Source organism: Agrobacterium sp. RC10-4-1, from assembly GCF_014138475.1.
GTDB lineage: Bacteria > Pseudomonadota > Alphaproteobacteria > Rhizobiales > Rhizobiaceae > Agrobacterium > Agrobacterium pusense.
In genome coordinates this window covers 167,209-183,343 of the sequence record NZ_JACJIT010000002.1, presented here as the reverse complement: position 1 = coordinate 183,343, position 16,135 = coordinate 167,209, and the positions used below count along the sequence as shown (strand labels likewise).

General features: G+C 60.1%; 17 protein-coding genes and 1 pseudogene. 10 read left to right on the top strand and 8 right to left on the bottom strand.

The annotated features are described in order from the left end of the window. Positions 1–24 precede the first annotated feature (24 nt). Both uppG and uppI read right to left on the bottom strand, forming a co-directional pair. Positions 25–1,104 carry a polysaccharide biosynthesis glycosyltransferase UppG gene (gene uppG / locus FHW77_RS05250; RefSeq protein ID WP_006699579.1) on the bottom strand — a complete coding sequence of 360 codons (1,080 nt, stop codon included), beginning with the start codon at positions 1,102–1,104 and terminating at the stop codon, positions 25–27. A 2-nt stretch (positions 1,105–1,106) separates the two neighbouring features. Then, positions 1,107–2,177 (bottom strand): polysaccharide biosynthesis UDP-hexose transferase UppI, encoded by a 1,071-nt coding sequence (gene uppI, locus FHW77_RS05245; RefSeq protein ID WP_004443230.1) that lies wholly within the window; start codon positions 2,175–2,177, stop codon positions 1,107–1,109. Positions 2,178–2,452: 275 nt separating this feature from the next. Here uppI and uppH point away from each other — a divergent pair, with 275 nt between their 5' ends. Next, positions 2,453–3,364, top strand: coding sequence for a polysaccharide biosynthesis endo-1,4-beta-xylanase UppH (gene uppH / locus FHW77_RS05240; protein WP_004443231.1), 912 nt, complete (start codon positions 2,453–2,455; stop codon positions 3,362–3,364). 8 nt (positions 3,365–3,372) lie between these two features. Next, a complete protein-coding gene (gene uppJ / locus FHW77_RS05235; RefSeq protein ID WP_004443232.1) occupies positions 3,373–4,317 on the top strand; it encodes a polysaccharide biosynthesis UDP-hexose transferase UppJ in 945 nt (314 codons plus the stop codon). A gap of 21 nt (positions 4,318–4,338) precedes the next feature. On the opposite strand, the gene FHW77_RS05230 is transcribed toward uppJ, so the two are convergent. Both FHW77_RS05230 and uppL read right to left on the bottom strand, forming a co-directional pair. Next, positions 4,339–4,587, bottom strand: a complete 249-nt coding sequence (locus FHW77_RS05230) for a hypothetical protein (protein WP_004443233.1) — start codon at positions 4,585–4,587, stop codon at positions 4,339–4,341. A 154-nt stretch (positions 4,588–4,741) separates the two neighbouring features. Continuing rightward, on the bottom strand, positions 4,742–5,542 hold the full coding sequence (uppL, locus tag FHW77_RS05225; protein WP_004443235.1) for a polysaccharide biosynthesis UDP-hexose transferase UppL: 801 nt from the start codon (positions 5,540–5,542) through the stop codon (positions 4,742–4,744). 243 nt (positions 5,543–5,785) lie between these two features. Between uppL and FHW77_RS05220 the strand changes: the two genes are divergently transcribed. Then, a complete protein-coding gene (locus FHW77_RS05220; protein ID WP_003491679.1) occupies positions 5,786–5,995 on the top strand; it encodes a hypothetical protein in 210 nt (69 codons plus the stop codon). Between the two features lie 20 nt (positions 5,996–6,015). Here FHW77_RS05220 and uppM read toward each other — a convergent pair whose 3' ends face one another. Continuing rightward, the gene (uppM, locus tag FHW77_RS05215) at positions 6,016–7,638 is read right to left on the bottom strand and encodes a polysaccharide biosynthesis protein UppM (RefSeq protein WP_004443239.1); all 1,623 of its coding nucleotides are present in this window, start codon (positions 7,636–7,638) and stop codon (positions 6,016–6,018) included. Positions 7,639–7,895: 257 nt separating this feature from the next. Here uppM and uppO point away from each other — a divergent pair, with 257 nt between their 5' ends. From uppO to FHW77_RS05200, 3 genes are all read left to right on the top strand, one after another. Beyond that, positions 7,896–9,311: a polysaccharide biosynthesis phosphomannomutase UppO gene (gene uppO, locus FHW77_RS05210; RefSeq protein WP_182590357.1), complete on the top strand. Its 1,416-nt coding sequence runs from the start codon at positions 7,896–7,898 to the stop codon at positions 9,309–9,311. 131 nt (positions 9,312–9,442) lie between these two features. Continuing rightward, positions 9,443–9,844: a group II truncated hemoglobin gene (locus tag FHW77_RS05205; protein WP_004443244.1), complete on the top strand. Its 402-nt coding sequence runs from the start codon at positions 9,443–9,445 to the stop codon at positions 9,842–9,844. Further along, entirely contained in the window at positions 9,841–10,236 is a 396-nt protein-coding gene (locus tag FHW77_RS05200; RefSeq protein WP_004443245.1) for a DUF423 domain-containing protein, read from the top strand. Before FHW77_RS05205 ends, FHW77_RS05200 begins: the two co-directional genes overlap by 4 nt. A 90-nt stretch (positions 10,237–10,326) precedes the next feature. On the opposite strand, the gene FHW77_RS05195 is transcribed toward FHW77_RS05200, so the two are convergent. The 3 genes and pseudogenes from FHW77_RS05195 to rutR all read right to left on the bottom strand — a co-directional run bounded on the left by FHW77_RS05195 (position 10,327) and on the right by rutR (position 11,825). Beyond that, a complete protein-coding gene (locus tag FHW77_RS05195) occupies positions 10,327–10,614 on the bottom strand; it encodes a hypothetical protein (protein ID WP_004443246.1) in 288 nt (95 codons plus the stop codon). Continuing rightward, a pseudogene (locus FHW77_RS05190) lies at positions 10,595–10,918 on the bottom strand (DUF2325 domain-containing protein); the annotation flags it as partial. The gene FHW77_RS05195 and the pseudogene FHW77_RS05190, both read right to left, overlap by 20 nt. 265 nt (positions 10,919–11,183) lie before the next feature. Then, a complete protein-coding gene (rutR, locus tag FHW77_RS05185) occupies positions 11,184–11,825 on the bottom strand; it encodes an HTH-type transcriptional regulator RutR (RefSeq protein WP_004443251.1) in 642 nt (213 codons plus the stop codon). A 259-nt stretch (positions 11,826–12,084) separates the two neighbouring features. Here rutR and FHW77_RS05180 point away from each other — a divergent pair, with 259 nt between their 5' ends. From FHW77_RS05180 to FHW77_RS05165, 4 genes are read left to right on the top strand one after another with little or no spacing between them, the layout of a single operon-like run. Then, positions 12,085–13,332, top strand: coding sequence for a Zn-dependent hydrolase (locus FHW77_RS05180; RefSeq protein ID WP_004443253.1), 1,248 nt, complete (start codon positions 12,085–12,087; stop codon positions 13,330–13,332). Next, the gene (gene hydA / locus FHW77_RS05175) at positions 13,329–14,786 is read left to right on the top strand and encodes a dihydropyrimidinase (RefSeq protein WP_004443255.1); all 1,458 of its coding nucleotides are present in this window, start codon (positions 13,329–13,331) and stop codon (positions 14,784–14,786) included. The genes FHW77_RS05180 and hydA overlap by 4 nt, the downstream gene beginning before the upstream one ends. Positions 14,787–14,788: 2 nt before the next feature. Beyond that, on the top strand, positions 14,789–15,223 hold the full coding sequence (locus tag FHW77_RS05170) for an NUDIX hydrolase (RefSeq protein WP_004443258.1): 435 nt from the start codon (positions 14,789–14,791) through the stop codon (positions 15,221–15,223). Further along, on the top strand, positions 15,220–16,014 hold the full coding sequence (locus tag FHW77_RS05165; RefSeq protein WP_004443261.1) for an ABC transporter ATP-binding protein: 795 nt from the start codon (positions 15,220–15,222) through the stop codon (positions 16,012–16,014). The genes FHW77_RS05170 and FHW77_RS05165 overlap by 4 nt, the downstream gene beginning before the upstream one ends. Positions 16,015–16,135 lie beyond the last annotated feature (121 nt).

Below are 16,135 nucleotides of genomic sequence, written 5' to 3'. Positions count from 1 at the left end.
ACCGACACGAGCCGGGCCGCCGCCTCAAGCCTTGGTAAAACGACCCACATTGGCCGATATCAGATGGCGCAGGGCCTTCGCGTAACGTTTGGAGCGTGTCTTGGCCGCCAGCGCGCTGGTCCAGTCCACCATCGATCCGTTGATATCGAAATCGCCGAGCTGACCTTCGGGTATATCGCCCTTTTCGATCCGCTCGACGATGGAAGCGAGCGCCGAATAGAATTCCGGCGAGCGATAAGGCGGGTGCAGTGAATACATGCCTTTACCCGTACCGAGAAAATCCAGCCTGTAGACGCCGCGGCGCATCATGTTGGTGCTCAACACCTCCTCAGCGGGCATCGAGACGGGCTGCTGATTATAGGCATAGGAGCGGATGCGCCGTTTGACATCGGGCCTGAGCAGTTCCAGCGAACCGATCCGCTTGGCGAAGCGTTCCATGTCGATCATGAAAAGACGTGTGGAAACGGTGGCGAAGCGCCAGGTGGGAATACGCGACGGCAACTTGCGCGGCTCAGGAATGTTCTTCACGCCGGGCATGCCGACATGGCGGGAAATATCGAGATCGCCCCGCACTGTCGGCGGCCCGGAAAACGGCGTGATGCACAGCGCATCCGGATTGGCTTTCTGCAGCGCGATCGCCTCGGAAAACCAGCTCTGGCTGCCGCCGCCAAACATCATGTCGCTGTCCATGTGCAGTACGTAACGGGCGTTGGCCCGTTTAAGACCGTGGAAATAGACGTGGAAAGGACCGCCGTCGAAAGCCTTGGCGGGATAGGGAACCGCCGACCGGGAAAAGAAGGTCTCGGACACCGCCTTGCGCGCCTCATCACTGTAATCGACGATATCGACGACGAGATGCGGATAGTTGATCTGCATTTCCTCCAGCATGTCGAAAAGTCGTTTGCGCGACGCTTCGAAGCCTTTGCCCTTGTAGCGACCCGCCCCCACCTGGCCGGTATCGACAGTCAGCAGAATGCGGTCCACCTGTCCGCCCCAGACCCGTAGCTGATGCGGCAACGTCAATGCGGCATGCGGAGCGTCGAAGGGATGCAGATTGACCTGCAGCGCTTTCTGGACGGGAGGAAGCGGCATTTCAGCATTCATAGTCACGCACCACGGTTCCGGAATTCATTGATGATGGCCATCATGGGTTTTTCGTTGAAGCTCCAGTCGAGCGGCAACGGCCGGTTCGCCGTGCCGTCACGACGCGGATAGGCCCAGCGGATCCAGGTATACTGGTCCGAAATACCCCATGTGGTGATCGAGGAAAGCGGGCCGCCGGCCGAGGCCGCCTCAAGAAAATCCCGGACCTGGCCGTTGATCAGCAAATCGCGTTCCGCTTCCGGACCGGGCAGCGTCTGGTCCATCACATCAAGCTCCGTCACCAGAACGGCAAGGCCGTAACCGCGCATTTCCGTCACGAAGGCGGCAAGCTCGTCCTTGGCGATCGGCCAGCCGCCACGCAGGTGCCCCTGCAGACCGATGGCGTTGATGGGCGCCCCTTTTTCCAGAAGCTCGAGAATGAGATTGCGGAACGCCTCGCGCTTGGCTGGCGATTTTTCGACCGCGAATTCCACGTCATATTCATTGAGAACGAGCTGCGCTTTCGGATCGACCTGATGGGCGATATCGAAGGCCTTCTTGATGGCGTCCGGCCCGGCGCCGTAATACCAGGCGTCACGCCGGGCGCGCACATTGCCGGGAACATCCGGGATCGGTTCGTTCACCACGTCCCAGCTATGGACCACATCCCCGTAACGCTCCATCACCTTGACGATATGGGTTTCCATCAGCTTCTCGACCTTGCCGCTGCCACCGATGCCGGCAATCCAGGGGGCATTTGAGGCGTACCAGATCAGCGGATGGCCATGCATGGAAAGCTTGTGCTGGCGCGCGAAGTTGGCGAGTGCATCGGCGGGCGCAAAATCGAACACCGCTTCCGATGGCCGCATGACCTCCCATTTCATTTCAGTCACGGGAGTGATGCGCGAGCAATATTTCACGATCGCCTCGCCGATGCGGCTATCGGCGGTGAGGTCAGGCAGATAAATGGCCGCGCCGTAAGGTGCGGTTTTGGTCGAGGTTTTTTTCTGCGCGGCAGAGGCCGTGCCGGTCACGGCGTGCAAAAGGCTCGCGCTTGCCGCACCGCCCAGAAAATTCCGCCGCCCGATCCGCATTCATCCGCCTCCACAACCCCGGCGCATCGAGGGAAAACCGGGATCGATTTTCGCCAGCAACGATGCGCAGCCCAAAATGTCGGAGCGTTTCCGCACATCCGGATGGGCCCGGCACGCTCCATTCTCAAAACATAACATTCTGATCATGCCAAAAGGATATTAAAGATTTGCAAGGTTAACCGCCGCTATACCACGTCATAATTGGCCAGCGCCGCTTAATCCGGTAGTAACTTCGCCGTGCGAATTCTTGGCCCATGCCTCACGGAGTTTAAAGCTTGATATCCGTTTCGATTGTCATCCCCGTTCGCAATGGCGAGCGTTACATCGTGGAAGCGATCGAAAGCGCATTGCTTCAGGGCAAAACCGTCTGCGAGGTGCTGGTGGTCGATGACGGTTCCACTGATAGCACGGCGCAAAAGGTGCAGGGTTTTTCCGATCCGCGCGTTAAACTGCTTGCCCGGCCGCAGGGACGGCAGGGCGTTTCCGCGGTTCGCAATTTCGGTCTTTCGCAGGCACGTGGCGAGTGGACGATGTTTCTCGATGCCGATGACCGCCTGAAGCCTGGCGCCGTCGCGGCGCTTTGCGCCGGCGTCACCGGCCCGGATGTCGTTGCCGTTTATGGCGATTACGAGCGTATCGATGAAAACGGTGCAAAGATCGGCCGTCGCAACCTCATCCGTCGCCGCGAAAAGCCTGACGGCTTCATCCTTCGGCCGCTGCTCGGCGGAAACTTCATCGTCAATGGCGGCATCATGCTGGTCAGAACCCGAATCTTCCAGGATTTCGGCGGCTTCGACGAGACCCTGCGGTATGCGGAAGACTGGTACGGCTGGTGCAGGCTAGCCGCCGCGGGCCGCTTTGTTTATCTTCCCGGCCGCCACGTCCTCGATTATCGGGTTCACCGGACGAGCGTTATGATGAACCGGCTCTTGACCTTCCGCGATTGCGAACCGGCAATCGAAGCCGTGTTTTCCGATCCCGCCATCGTCGCAGCCATACCCCCGCAGGAGCTCGGGCGGCTTCGCCGCAAATCCGAAAACCATATGAACGCCTATACCGTTGCCCAGGCGTTTCGTGCCCGCCGTTACCGGGAAGCCTTTTCGGCACTGGCCGACACCGTCATCCATCGCCCGCGCCAGAGCCTCCGGGCCGTCGTTTTTTCCGCCGCAGCACTTGCCGGAATTTAGGAGTTTCCATGTCCGAGATCATGCCGGAAGCGGTGGTGTGCATCCCCAGTTTCCGCCGGCCGGAAGGCCTGAAGAAGACACTTGCATCGCTTGCAACTCAGAAGGTCGATTTTCCCTTCGCGGTCGTCGTGGTCGATAATGATGGTGCAGGCCAGCAGGGTCTTGCTGTTGCGCGCGCCTTTTTTGCCGAAAACGACATGGCCGGGCTGGCCCTGGTAGAACCGACACAGGGCAATTGTTACGCCATCAACACGGCGTTCCGCACCGCCCGGCAGAGCTATCCTTCGGCGCAATGGTTTCTGATGATCGATGACGACGAGGCCGCCTCCCCCGTCTGGCTTGGGCAAATGGTCTCGGCGGCGAAATCCTTCGACGCCGATATCGTCGGCGGACCCGTCAATCGCGAATTCGACGCCCCGGCTTCCAGGGCGGTTCTTTCGCATCCGCTGTTCGGTTCCATAGAAGCACCGACCGGCCCGGTCGACCAGATCCACGGCTCGGGCAATTGCCTGATTTCACGGCGAGTGTTCGAAACCTTGCCGAAGCCGGAATTCGACGTGCGGTTCAACTTCCTCGGCGGCGGCGACATGGATTTCTTCACACGCTGCCGCAAGGCCGGTTTCAAATTCGCATGGAATGCGAACGCCCTCATCATCGAATACGTGCCGGAAAGCCGCATGGCACCGCGCTGGATCATGGAGCGCTCGCTCCGGACCGGCATCATCAATTACAGCATCGATCGCGCCCGCCGCCCCGGCCTGAGGGGCGGACTGCTGCTCGCCGCCAAAAATGCCGTCAGCCTGTGCCTGTCGCTCTTCCGCGCCGTTTCCACATTGCTGAAAACCGGTTCGCTGCTGCCCGCCACCCATCCGCCCCTCATGTCCCTGGGCCGGGTGATGGCGAGCCTCGGCATCACGCTCACGCCCTATAAGGCACCGGCGAAGAAAAGCTGACGCCCGATCTTACCGTCACGTTTAACCCAGCGTCTTTTGCCTGCCGAACGACATCGGGTTCGCGGGCCGCTTCTGCAAACCGAAAGACGAAAAGGCCGTCGCAAGTACGAGAAGCGGCACGAGCACCGGCCAGAAAAAACAAAGGACAATGCCGGTTACCCGATAAAAATCCCAGCTCTTGTCGCGGCGGGCGCCTTCAATATAGGTCATGGCGAGAGAGGTAACGGTGCCAATTCCATATATGAAAAGAGAAATGGACGTAATCACCATTGGTGGCCTCAAAATATCTCTGATTCGAATAAATTTGTAATATTTGTGCAGTGTAGCGCACCCGTTCGCAGTTGCAACGGGTTTCGGCGCCGCAGCGCGCTGATTCAATAAGTTAGAAAAACCTTACATTTATCGGGCAAGACGGCGCAATGATCTAGCGGTTCTGCCCCGAAGCGCCAAAGCGATACTTCAGCAGCGAATATATGGCGATCGGATTGGTCAGCAGGTAACGTTTTCCCAGACGCTTCGGCTCAAGCATCGCCCGGTAGAGCCATTCCAGCCCCATATCCTGCATCCACTGCGGCGCCCGGCTGTTCTTGCCGGCAATGAAATCAAAAAGGCCGCCGCAGGTCTTGATCACGGCGACGCCGGAAAGCCTGTCCAGATTGCGCGAAACGAAGCGCTGCTCGAGCGGAATGCCGAAGCCGACCCAAAGAATATCGGTCTTCGAGGCGACAATATCGGCAATGATTTCGTCCCCGCGACCCGGACTGAAATAACCATTATGGCGTCCCGAAAAGACGAGGCGCGGATAAAGCCTCTGCATTTCCTCGACCGCCGCACGGTTCACCTCTTCGGAACCGCCGAGGAAATAAAACCGGCTGCCCGTCTCTTCGGCGCGCTTGGCCACCGCATGAACGAGATCCGTCGTTGCAACCCGTTCTCTCAACGCCCGGGCACAGAACTTGCGGGAGAAGATCACCAGCGACATGCCGTCGGCGTGAATCTGGTCCGCCTGCCGCAGCATGGCGTCGAATTCGCGGTCGTGGTGGCAGAGCGCGATGACCTGACCGTTTGCGGATGTCGAATAAAACGGCCTTGCACCCGGCGTACGCTCCGTCGTTGCACGCAGGATGAAATCCCGCGCGGTTTCATCGATGGTTGCGTCAGTAATGGGTAGGGACGCAAGAGAAATAACCGGCCAGGAATGACCAGTCTCCTCCGTCTGCGGCATCTCTCTCCCTGTCATAATCTGTCCGGCGTCCAAGATAGGCATCGTTTCATTGTTATGGGCACGCATATGCATAAAATAGAAGGCTTCAAACACTACGAAGAACTATCATTAATATTTTTATAAATCCTCCGCTTGAGGCGGGGAAATTGCACGCCCGCTGGTTGAATGACCTTCCCCTCGCCTATTCCCGTTTGGCGTCCGATGGTTTAATGGACGGAAACATCAATGACAAAGGTCCCGGCCATGGAAACCATTTCAATCGACAACCGCGGCGATTTCGGCCTCTGGGCAATAGAACGGGCGAAGGAAATCGTTGCCAACGAGGCGTCCGATCTCGCCGTTTCCGTCCGTGATGGCGACGAGGCAGGCATTCGCGATGCCGGCAATGCGCTGGGTGCGGCCATCGCCGCCGCTCTCCTTGAAGTTTATGATGGTCTGATCTCGGAAGAATAAGTCGGCGCGGGGTCCCAGGTTTAACGCGCCGCGGCTTCCGCATGATCGTCCCGGCGCAGATAACCCCACAGCCCGAGTGCGATCGCAATGGCGAGGCCGAGAAACAGGCCGCCCGCGCCGCCAGCGACGAGGAAGACCAGCTTGCCCGGCGGCCAGCTTCTGGAGTTCGGCGCAACCGGCTGCGAAATAACGCGGACATTGGTGGAATCGATCGATTGCTGTTCGGCGAGCTGGCGTGACCGGGTAAGATAGGTCTCATAGATCGCCGCTGCCGAGCGGGCGTCGCGCTCAAGATCCCTCAGCCGGACCTGCGCTTCGTTATCGGTAAAGACATTGGCACGCTCCGCCACGGCTTTCAGTCGCAGCGCATCGAGCGAGGAGCGCGCTTCGGCGACATTTGTCTTTGCTGCCTGCAGAATGCGCCGCGCCTCGTCGGCCATGCCGCGTTCCAGCATGGCCCGTTCCGCACCTGCAGTCGCCAGCCGCGGATGACGCGCGCCGTAGGTCAGCGTCATGGCTCCGATCTGCTGCTGCAGGGTGCTGTATTGCGCCCGGATCGTGTTCATGGTCTGGCTATCGAAAATCGCATCGCTTTGCGTGCGGTTCTGCGCGATTGCCGCCTCCATCTGCTTCAGCCGGGATTCTTCCTGGATGACGCGCTGCTGGGCCGCGAGAACCTGTGCATTGAGCTCACCGGAGGCCAGGTTGCTGACAAGCTGGCCATTATTCTCCTGCAGGCCGTTTTCGCGACGGAAATCGGCCACCCGCTTTTCAGCCGCAGTAACATTCTCGCGCATTTCCTCAAGCCGCTTCCTGAGATCGTCGACGACACGCTGGCTGCTGTCGGAGGTCGTCTGGAACAGCTCGGTCTCAAACGCCTTCACGATGGCCTTTGAGACCGTCACGGATTTGTCCGCATCATTGGTCCAGACGGAAAGCGTCACCACGAAGGAGCGTGGGTCGCGTTCCGCTGCGACCCGGTCGCCGAGGGAGCGGAGTGCACCGAGCCGGTTGTCGCCATCTTCCGGCCTGGATGAAAACATCGCCTTCAGCCGGGCGAGCGGCGGCGGGCTGATGAATTCCGGATCCTGATCGAGCTTCAGTTCCTCCACCACCCGCGCCAGCACGTTGCGCGACGTGATCGTGCGCAGCTTGCTTTCGACTTCGAGAATCTGCGTGTCACGCTGCTGGTTCGGCGAGAACACGCCGTCGTTGACAACGTTGAGATTGGAGGGATTGACGACGATATCCGTATAGGCCGTGTAGCGTGGCGGCGTCATATACGCATAGCTGAGCGCAGCCGCGACGCAGAGAATGATTGCCAGAACGATCCAGACGATGCCCCTGCGAAGCCAGATGAGGACGTCGTCAACGCCGATCCTGTCGATATGGCTGAGGCCCGGCAATGCTGCGGCCAGACTTCCGCTGGGCGACGACGCCTTCACCGGTCTCGCGGCCGGAGCGGGCTCGACGGCAGCCGCGGCCGGTTTCGGCTCGAGATGCTCTTTCAGCACCGTGCGTTCGAAAACCTCGTCGTCATCCACCAGATCATCCAGCAGGGAACCATGAGTTTTCGCGGCCGGCGCCTTTTTTTCATCGAGCGGACGTACCTGCTTATGTCCCGCCTTTTGAAGCCTGTACATCAGCCAATCCAACTCGAACGAACCAAAAAAAGCCGGCAACCGATGATCCTCATCGTCGCCATAGCCGCTATCGACGGACAAGTTTAAATATGACGGGTGAATTTTAGGTTACCCGCATCATTGCCGTCATCATCGCCTATTCGCGGCCTCCAGGGAAGGGGAGGATTGACGTGAATGGATCGATACGGTTCTTTCAAGCGTTACATTTTTGAACTATCCATTTGGCCCTCAAGGATTTTACGGAAGCGGAGTTGAGAATGAGCCTGAAATTTGGAACGAGCGGCCTTCGTGGCCTCTCCGTCGATCTGAAAGGAAAAGCGTCGGCCGTTTATGCCACGGCATTTGCGAAGCACCTTCTCACATCGGGCCAGGCAAAGGCGGGCGATCCCATTCTCGTTGGCCGCGATTTCCGCGATTCGAGCCCTGATGTGTCCGCCACCTGCATCGCGGCGTTGAAAAAGGCAGGCCTCACGCCGTTCGATTGCGGCACGGTGCCCACCCCGGCTCTGGCGCTTTATGCTCTGTCGCTGAAGGCGGGCGCGCTGATGATCACGGGCTCCCACATCCCGGCCGACCGCAACGGCATCAAGTTCTACCGCCCGGATGGCGAAATCGACAAGCAGGACGAGACGGCCATCGCAGCCCTCGCCGCCGAAATCGAAGCGGAAGGCATCAGCGACGAATCGGCGACTGCCGAAGACCATTCCGCCATCGCAGCCGAACTATTCTACGAACGCAACATCGCGCTGTTGCCGGAAAAGGCTCTCTCAGGCCTCAAGATCGGTGTTTACCAGCATAGCACGGTGGCGCGCGATCTCTTTGTCGACGTTCTCGCCCATTACGGCGCCGATGTCGTTCCGCTCGGCCGCTCGGAGACCTTCATCCCCGTCGATACGGAGGCGGTCTCGCCGGAGACGCTTTCGCTTCTCAAAAAATGGGCTCCTGAGCACAGTCTCGACGCCATTGTTTCCGCCGATGGCGACGGTGACCGCCCCCTGCTGGCCGATGAGAGGGGCGTACCGCTGCGCGGCGACCTCATTGGCCTCATCACCGCCAATTTCCTTGGCGCAGGCGTCGTTGTCACCCCTGTAACGTCCAATTCCGGCATCGAGGCCAATGGTTCCTTTGAGGTCGTTCGTACGAAGGTTGGCTCGCCTTTCGTCATTGCCGGCATGGCAGACGCCCTTTCAGCCGGCAAGAACGGCGTGATGGGCTTCGAGGCGAATGGCGGCCTGCTGACGGCCTCTTCCTTCACGCTTAACGGCAGGCTCCTCTCGCCGCTGCCTACGCGTGACAGCTTCCTGCCCGTTCTCGCCGTGCTGCTTCTTTCGTCGGAACAGAAAAAACCGCTGTCGCAAATCGCCGCAGCCTATAACCTTCCGGTCGCCGCCGCCGACCGCCTGGAAAATTTCGCGCAGGAAAAGAGCGCCGCGCTGATGGCTCATCTGCGCGCCTCGCGCACCAATCTCGAAGCCTTCCTCGCGCCGGTTGGCACGGTGAAAGGCCTGAGCGACATCGACGGCCTGCGCGTGTCATTGACCGACGGCAGCACCATCCACTTCCGCCCGTCAGGCAACGCGCCGGAAATGCGCTGCTACGTCGAAGCTGCCAATCAGGATGAGGCCGAGACGCTTTTGAGCAAGGGGCTCGACCTTATCCGAAATTTTGGATGATTTTTGGATGATGCCGGGCAAGCCCGGCATCTGCCCTTTTTAATCTGTCCCAAATGTCGCACCCTGCCCGTGCCTGTTGCTCTTCCGGCTCCGCGGAGCGATAAGAGCCGGAGGGCCACAAGAGGCGGATTATGACTGGCGAAACCATTACCCTTTATGAAGCGATCGGTGGCGATGCGACCGTCAGGGCGCTCACCCGGCGCTTCTATCAACTGATGGATACTCTGCCGGAAGCAGCCCGCTGCCGCGCCATCCACCCGGCCGATCTTTCCGGCAGCGAAGCGAAGTTCTACGATTACCTGACTGGATATCTTGGCGGACCGCCGGTCTACGTCGAGAAGCACGGCCACCCGATGCTGCGCCGCCGCCATTTCGTCGCCCCCATCGGCCCTGCCGAGCGGGATGAATGGCTGCTCTGCTTCCGCCGCGCCATGGAGGAGACGATCGAAAATCCCAAGCTGCGCGACATCATATGGCCCCCGATCGAGAGGCTCGCCTTTCACATGCAGAACCGGGAGGCGGACAGCCAATGACCACGCAGAACGCGACCATAGCGACGGTGCCCGGGGCCAGATTACGGGCCTTCATTCTGTTGCTGGGCAGCCTGCTGGGTGCTGCCGGCGTCATGCTTGCCGCCGCTGCCACCCATACCGGCGAGACCTATATGCTCGGTAATGCTTCCGCCATGGCGCTGGCGCATGCGCCGGTTCTTATCGCGCTCCATATCGGTGCGGATCGCATCAGGACCGCCATTCCGGCGGGCTTGATCCTCGGTCTCGGCACGGCGATCTTCGCCGGCGATCTCGTTATCAGGCATTTTTCCGGCCATAGCCTGTTTCCATACGCTGCGCCGCTGGGCGGCATCGGCATGATCGCGGGTTGGCTGGTGTTGTGCGCGGGAGCGTTTTTGAAGCCTAAAGGCTGATTGTTTTAGGGCATCTGCATCGTGACCCGGAGTGCGAGCGGAGCTCCCTCACACCTGGCGCCATCTTGCCCTCTCGGCAAGGATTCAACGCTAACCACGCGTCCAGCGAAACGGCAGAATGTTGCGGCCTTTTTCAGCCGCCACACCTGTTTGAAAGGCCGTCGTTTCACCCGGCTGGCGGGCGCGCTGATGAGGAAAGGTCACCACATTGCCGCCGCTTCCGGCAACGCGGCTGCGTCTTTCGCGTTCGCCGATGATGTCATAAAATTCCGTCGTGGCCGGATCGCTCGCCTGTTCGGCCATCTTGTGCAGTTCCACACCACACGGTCTGTCCGCCGTGCGGTGCTCGTCGGGAAAATTATTGCGCTCGTCGCTCATCGCTGGGGCTCCGTTCATTCATCGTCTGAAGCGCCCGCTCCAGACTGGATTTGCTGCCATTGCGCAGCGGAATGAACGTCTTGCCGAATTTCTTGCAACCCGACTTCACCCGCAGACACGCATCGTGGCTGATACAGTCGATCGGGCAGAAAACGCAGTCGACGGAAGGAAGCACGGTATCGATGCGCGACACCGCCTCACGCAAGCCGCCGTCGTGGTGGATCAGTTCGGCGCCGAAATTGCTGGCGATCTGGCGAAGATGGGCAACCTGACAGTCACGGCCGCCGACATAAAGAAAGCTTTTCGGACCGGAAAGCTGCTGTTCGGCCACGTCCCGCTCGGTCTGGGGAGCGCCTTTGCCCTGCTTGCCGCCACGTTCGGCCTTCTTCTTTTCCTTGCGTGCCATTCCCTCACCTGCCGGTTGGTTTTTGATACCCCGATATTGGGCCCCGACGTTCGGGATGCCGGCACCATAATAAAGATGAGTTTTGGAGTAAAGTATAAAGGTGATAAATTTCCTCATGTTTTTATGCGGAGGGCTTATCACATAATCGCGAGAAGCAGGCCGATCAGCCGTTTATCCGCAACCCGCCCATGAAAAGCTGTTCCAGATGGCGGGCCGCGTCTTCGAAACGTCCCTCGCCGCCATTCTTGTCGCCCAGAACCGCCCGCACCTGTACATCGAAATCGGCATAGTGCTGCGTGGTCGACCAGATCGAGAAAATAAGGTGGTAAGGGTCACATTTGGCCATCCGCCCGGCCTTCACCCAGGCGCGGATCACCTCGGCCTTCTCATCCACCAGCTGTTTCAACGGGCCTTTCAATTCATCCTCGATATGCGGCGCGCCCTGCAGTATTTCGTTCGCAAACAGCCGGCTTTCGCGCGGGAAATCGCGCGACATTTCCAGCTTGCGACGAATATAGGAGCGGATCTCGCTTTCAGGATTACCCTCGGCATCGAAAGCGCGCAGCGGGTCGAGCCACGTGTCCAGCACCCGCTCGATCAGCGCACGATGCATCGCCTCCTTGGTGCGGAAATAATAAAGCACATTCGGCTTGGACATGCCGGCCGCTTCCGCAATCTGGTCGATGGTGGAGCCGCGGAACCCATTCGTGGAAAAAACACTGAGCGCGGCTTCAAGAATCGCTTCCTGCTTTTCCTCCTGAATGCGGGTCCGCTTCTGTGTTTTCGCTGCGCGCGGTATGGCCATTCTCAGCTCTCTGTTTCTTTTCAATGCAATTGCCGCTACAGTATGCTTAAAAAATAATCGACGTTCATAGCTTAGGCAAAATTACTGCGTTTCGTCACAAATTCCCTTGCTGACGCCATCGCGAATTTGCAATGTTTACCAGCCGGTCAATTTATCCATCATCGCCGCCACAAGGCAATGGCTGTTATCTTAACCGGCAAAAAAGGGAACGGCACAAGCTTTGCTTTGATAAAAACAAAACAGGTGAGGACGACACTTCATGACGGCGGGTAAGAACTTGACGGTCAATGGCGACCGTCTGTGGGATAGTCTGATGGATATGGCGAAGATTGGCCCCGGCATTGCCGGCGGCAATAATCGCCGCACGTTGACGGATGAGGATGCGGAAGGCCGCCGCCTTTTTCAGCGCTGGTGCGAAGCGGCAGGCCTGACGATGGGCGTCGACCGCATGGGCACCATGTTCGCCACCCGCGCCGGCGAGGACCCGGACGCGCTCCCCGTTTATATCGGCAGCCATCTCGATACCCAGCCGACCGGCGGCAAATATGACGGCGTGCTTGGCGTGCTGGCTGGTCTGGAAGTCGTGCGCAGCCTGAACGACCTCAATATCCGCACGAAACACCCCATTGTCGTCACCAACTGGTCGAACGAGGAAGGCGCCCGCTTTGCGCCTGCCATGCTGGCGTCGGGGGTCTTCGCCGGCATTCACGACCTGGATTACGCCTATAGCCGCACGGATACCGACGGCAAGACTTATGGCGAGGAGCTGAAACGTATCGGCTGGCTGGGTGAGGAAGAGGTCGGCGCGCGCAAGATGCATGCCTATTTCGAATATCACATCGAACAGGGCCCGATCCTAGAGGCCGAAAACAAACAGATCGGCGTCGTCACCCATTGCCAGGGCCTGTGGTGGCTGGAAGTGACGCTGACCGGCAAGGAAGCCCATACCGGCTCGACCCCTATGGCCATGCGCGTTAATGCCGGCCTTGCCGCCGCCCGCATCCTCGAAAAAGTGCAGGAAGTGGCGATGGCCCACCAGCCGGGCGCCGTCGCCGGCGTCGGCCAGATGATCTTCACGCCCAATTCCCGCAATGTGCTGCCCGGCAAGGTGGTCTTCACCATCGACCTCAGAACCCCCTCGCAGGCAAAGCTCGACAGCATGCGCGCCATCTTCGAACGCGAGGTGCCCGCCATCGCCGAAGAACTCGGCGTCGGCTGCTCGATCGAAGCCATCGGCCATTTCGACCCCGTCACCTTCGATCCCGTGCTGGTCGGCCGGGTGCGCTCCGCCGCCGAACGACTGGGCTACAGTCACATGGACATCATCTCCGGCGCCGGCCACGATGCCTGCTGGACGGCCAGAGTTGCCCCCTCAACCATGATCTTCTGCCCCTGCGTGGACGGGCTTTCCCACAACGAGGCGGAGGAAATTTCACCCGAATGGGCAAAGGCCGGCTGCGACGTGCTGCTGCATGCGGTGCTGGAGACTGCGGAGATCGTGGAATGACCGCCACCATCATCAAGAACGGCACCATCGTCACCGCCGATCTCACCTACAAGGCCGATGTGAAGATCGAGGGCGGCAGGATCACCGAGATCGGCCCTGATCTCACCGGCGGCACCGTGCTGGATGCCACCGGATGTTACGTGATGCCTGGCGGCATCGATCCGCATGTGCATCTGGAAATGCCCTTCATGGGCACCTATTCCGCCGATGATTTCGAGAGCGGCACGCGGGCGGCGCTTTCCGGCGGCACGACGATGGTGGTGGATTTCTGCCTGCCGGAGCCGGGGCAATCGCTTCTCGATGCCTTGCAACGCTGGGACAACAAGGCGACGCGCGCCAATTGCGATTATTCCTTCCACATGGCCGTCACCTGGTGGGGCGAACAGGTCTTCGATGAGATGAAGACGGTGGTTCAGGAAAAGGGCATCAACTCCTTCAAGCACTTCATGGCCTATAAGGGCGCCCTGATGGTGAATGACGACGAGATGTTCGCCTCCTTCTCGCGCTGCGCGGAGCTCGGCGCCATTCCCTTCGTGCATGCGGAAAACGGCGATATCGTCGCGCAGATGCAGGAAAAACTGATGGCGGAAGGCAATGTCGGGCCGGAAGCGCACGCCTATTCCCGCCCGCCCTCCGTCGAAGGCGAGGCGACCAACCGCGCCATCATCATCGCCGATATGGCCGGTGCGCCGCTTTACGTCGTCCACACCTCCTGCGAACAGGCCCATGAAGCCATCCGCCGCGCCCGGCAAAACGGCATGCGGGTTTATGGCGAGCCGCTGATTCAGCACCTGATCCTCGACGAAGGTGAATATGCCAATCCCGACTGGGATCACGCCGCCCGCCGCGTCATGTCGCCGCCCTTCCGCAACCGTCAGCATCAGGACAGCCTCTGGGCGGGTCTCGCCTCCGGCTCGCTGCAATGTGTGGCGACCGACCATTGCGCCTTCACGACCGATCAGAAACGTTTCGGCCTCGGTGATTTCCGCAAGATCCCGAACGGCACCGGCGGGCTGGAAGACCGCATGCCGCTGCTCTGGACCCATGGCGTGGCAACCGGCCGGCTGACGATGAACGAGTTCGTCGCCGTCACTTCCACCAACATAGCCAAGATCCTCAACATCTATCCGAGAAAAGGCGCGATCCTTGTCGGCAGCGACGCCGATATCGTCGTCTGGGACCCGGCGCTTACAAAGACCATCAGTGCGGCAAACCACCAATCGGCCATCGATTACAACGTGTTCGAAGGGCAGAAGGTAAAGGGTCTGCCGCGTTACACGCTCTCGCGCGGGCTGGTGAGCGTCGAGGAAGGCACCATCGAGACACAGGCCGGCCACGGCCAGTTCATCGCCCGCGATCCCTATCCGGCCGTCAGCCAGGCGCTTTCCACCTGGAAGGAGCTCGTATCGCCACGCAAGGTGGAACGCACGGGCATTCCGGCATCGGGCGTGTGATCATGAGCGAGCCGAAACGCGAAATCCTCATCGCCGCCGCCATCCTGCTCAACGAGAAGCGGCAGATGCTCGTGGTGCGCAAGCGCGGCACCACGCAGTTCATGCAGCCGGGCGGCAAGATCGATCCAGGCGAAACGCCGGAACAGGCGCTTCACCGCGAGCTGGCCGAGGAAATCGGCCTGACGCTGCCCGAAAATGCCGCGCGTTATGAAGGCATCTTTCGCGAGGAAGCCGCCAATGAGCCGGGCGCTGATGTCGTCGCCCATGCCTTTACCGCCAGGCTTCATAGCGAGGTCACCCCGCAGGCGGAAATCGAGGAAGTCCGCTGGCTCGATCTCGACCGCACCCCCGGCGTCACCATCGCCAGACTGACGGAAACCCAGATGCTGCCGCTGGCGCGCGCCGCACTTACGGAAAGTGAAACCAAGCCGCGATGAACCAGGCCTCTTCCTACTCCGTCGTTTCCGCCAGAAAACTGGGCCTCACTTTCGAAACGGGGGACGGCCCGGTTCACGCGCTGTCCAATGTCGATCTCGACGTGAAAAAGGGCGACTTCGTCTCCTTCATCGGCCCTTCCGGCTGCGGCAAGACGACCTTTCTGCGGGTCATCGCCGATCTCGAAAAACACACGTCGGGTGAGATCACCGTCAACGGCACCACGCCGGAAAATGCCCGCAAGGACCGGTCCTACGGATATGTCTTTCAGGCCGCCGCGCTCTATCCATGGCGCAGCATCGAAAAGAACATCGCCCTGCCGCTCGAAATCATGGGTTACAGCAAGGCCGAGCAGCGCGAGCGCATTGACCGCACCATGGACCTCGTCAACCTCAACGGTTTCGGCAAGAAATACCCCTGGCAGCTTTCCGGCGGCATGCAGCAGCGCGTCTCCATCGCCCGCGCGCTCGCCTTCGATGCCGACCTGCTTCTGATGGACGAGCCCTTCGGCGCGCTGGACGAGATCGTTCGCGATCATCTGAACGAACAGCTGCTGAAACTCTGGGATACGACCGGCAAGACCATCTGCTTCGTCACCCATTCCATTCCGGAAGCCGTTTATCTCTCGACCAAGATCGTCGTGATGTCGCCGCGGCCGGGCCGGGTGACCGATGTGATTGAATCCACGTTGCCGCGCGAAAGGCCGCTGGAAATTCGCGAGACGCCGGAGTTTCTGGCGATTGCGCATCGGGTGCGTGAGGGGTTGAAGGCGGGGCATGGCTATGAGGGGTGAGGTCAGCGCCAGCATTACCCCCCTCTGCCCTGCCGGGCATCTCCCCCTCAAGGGGGGAGATCGGCAAGAGGCGCGACCACCGCTTCATTCGCAAACGTTGAGACGGGCGAGACCCCACCAC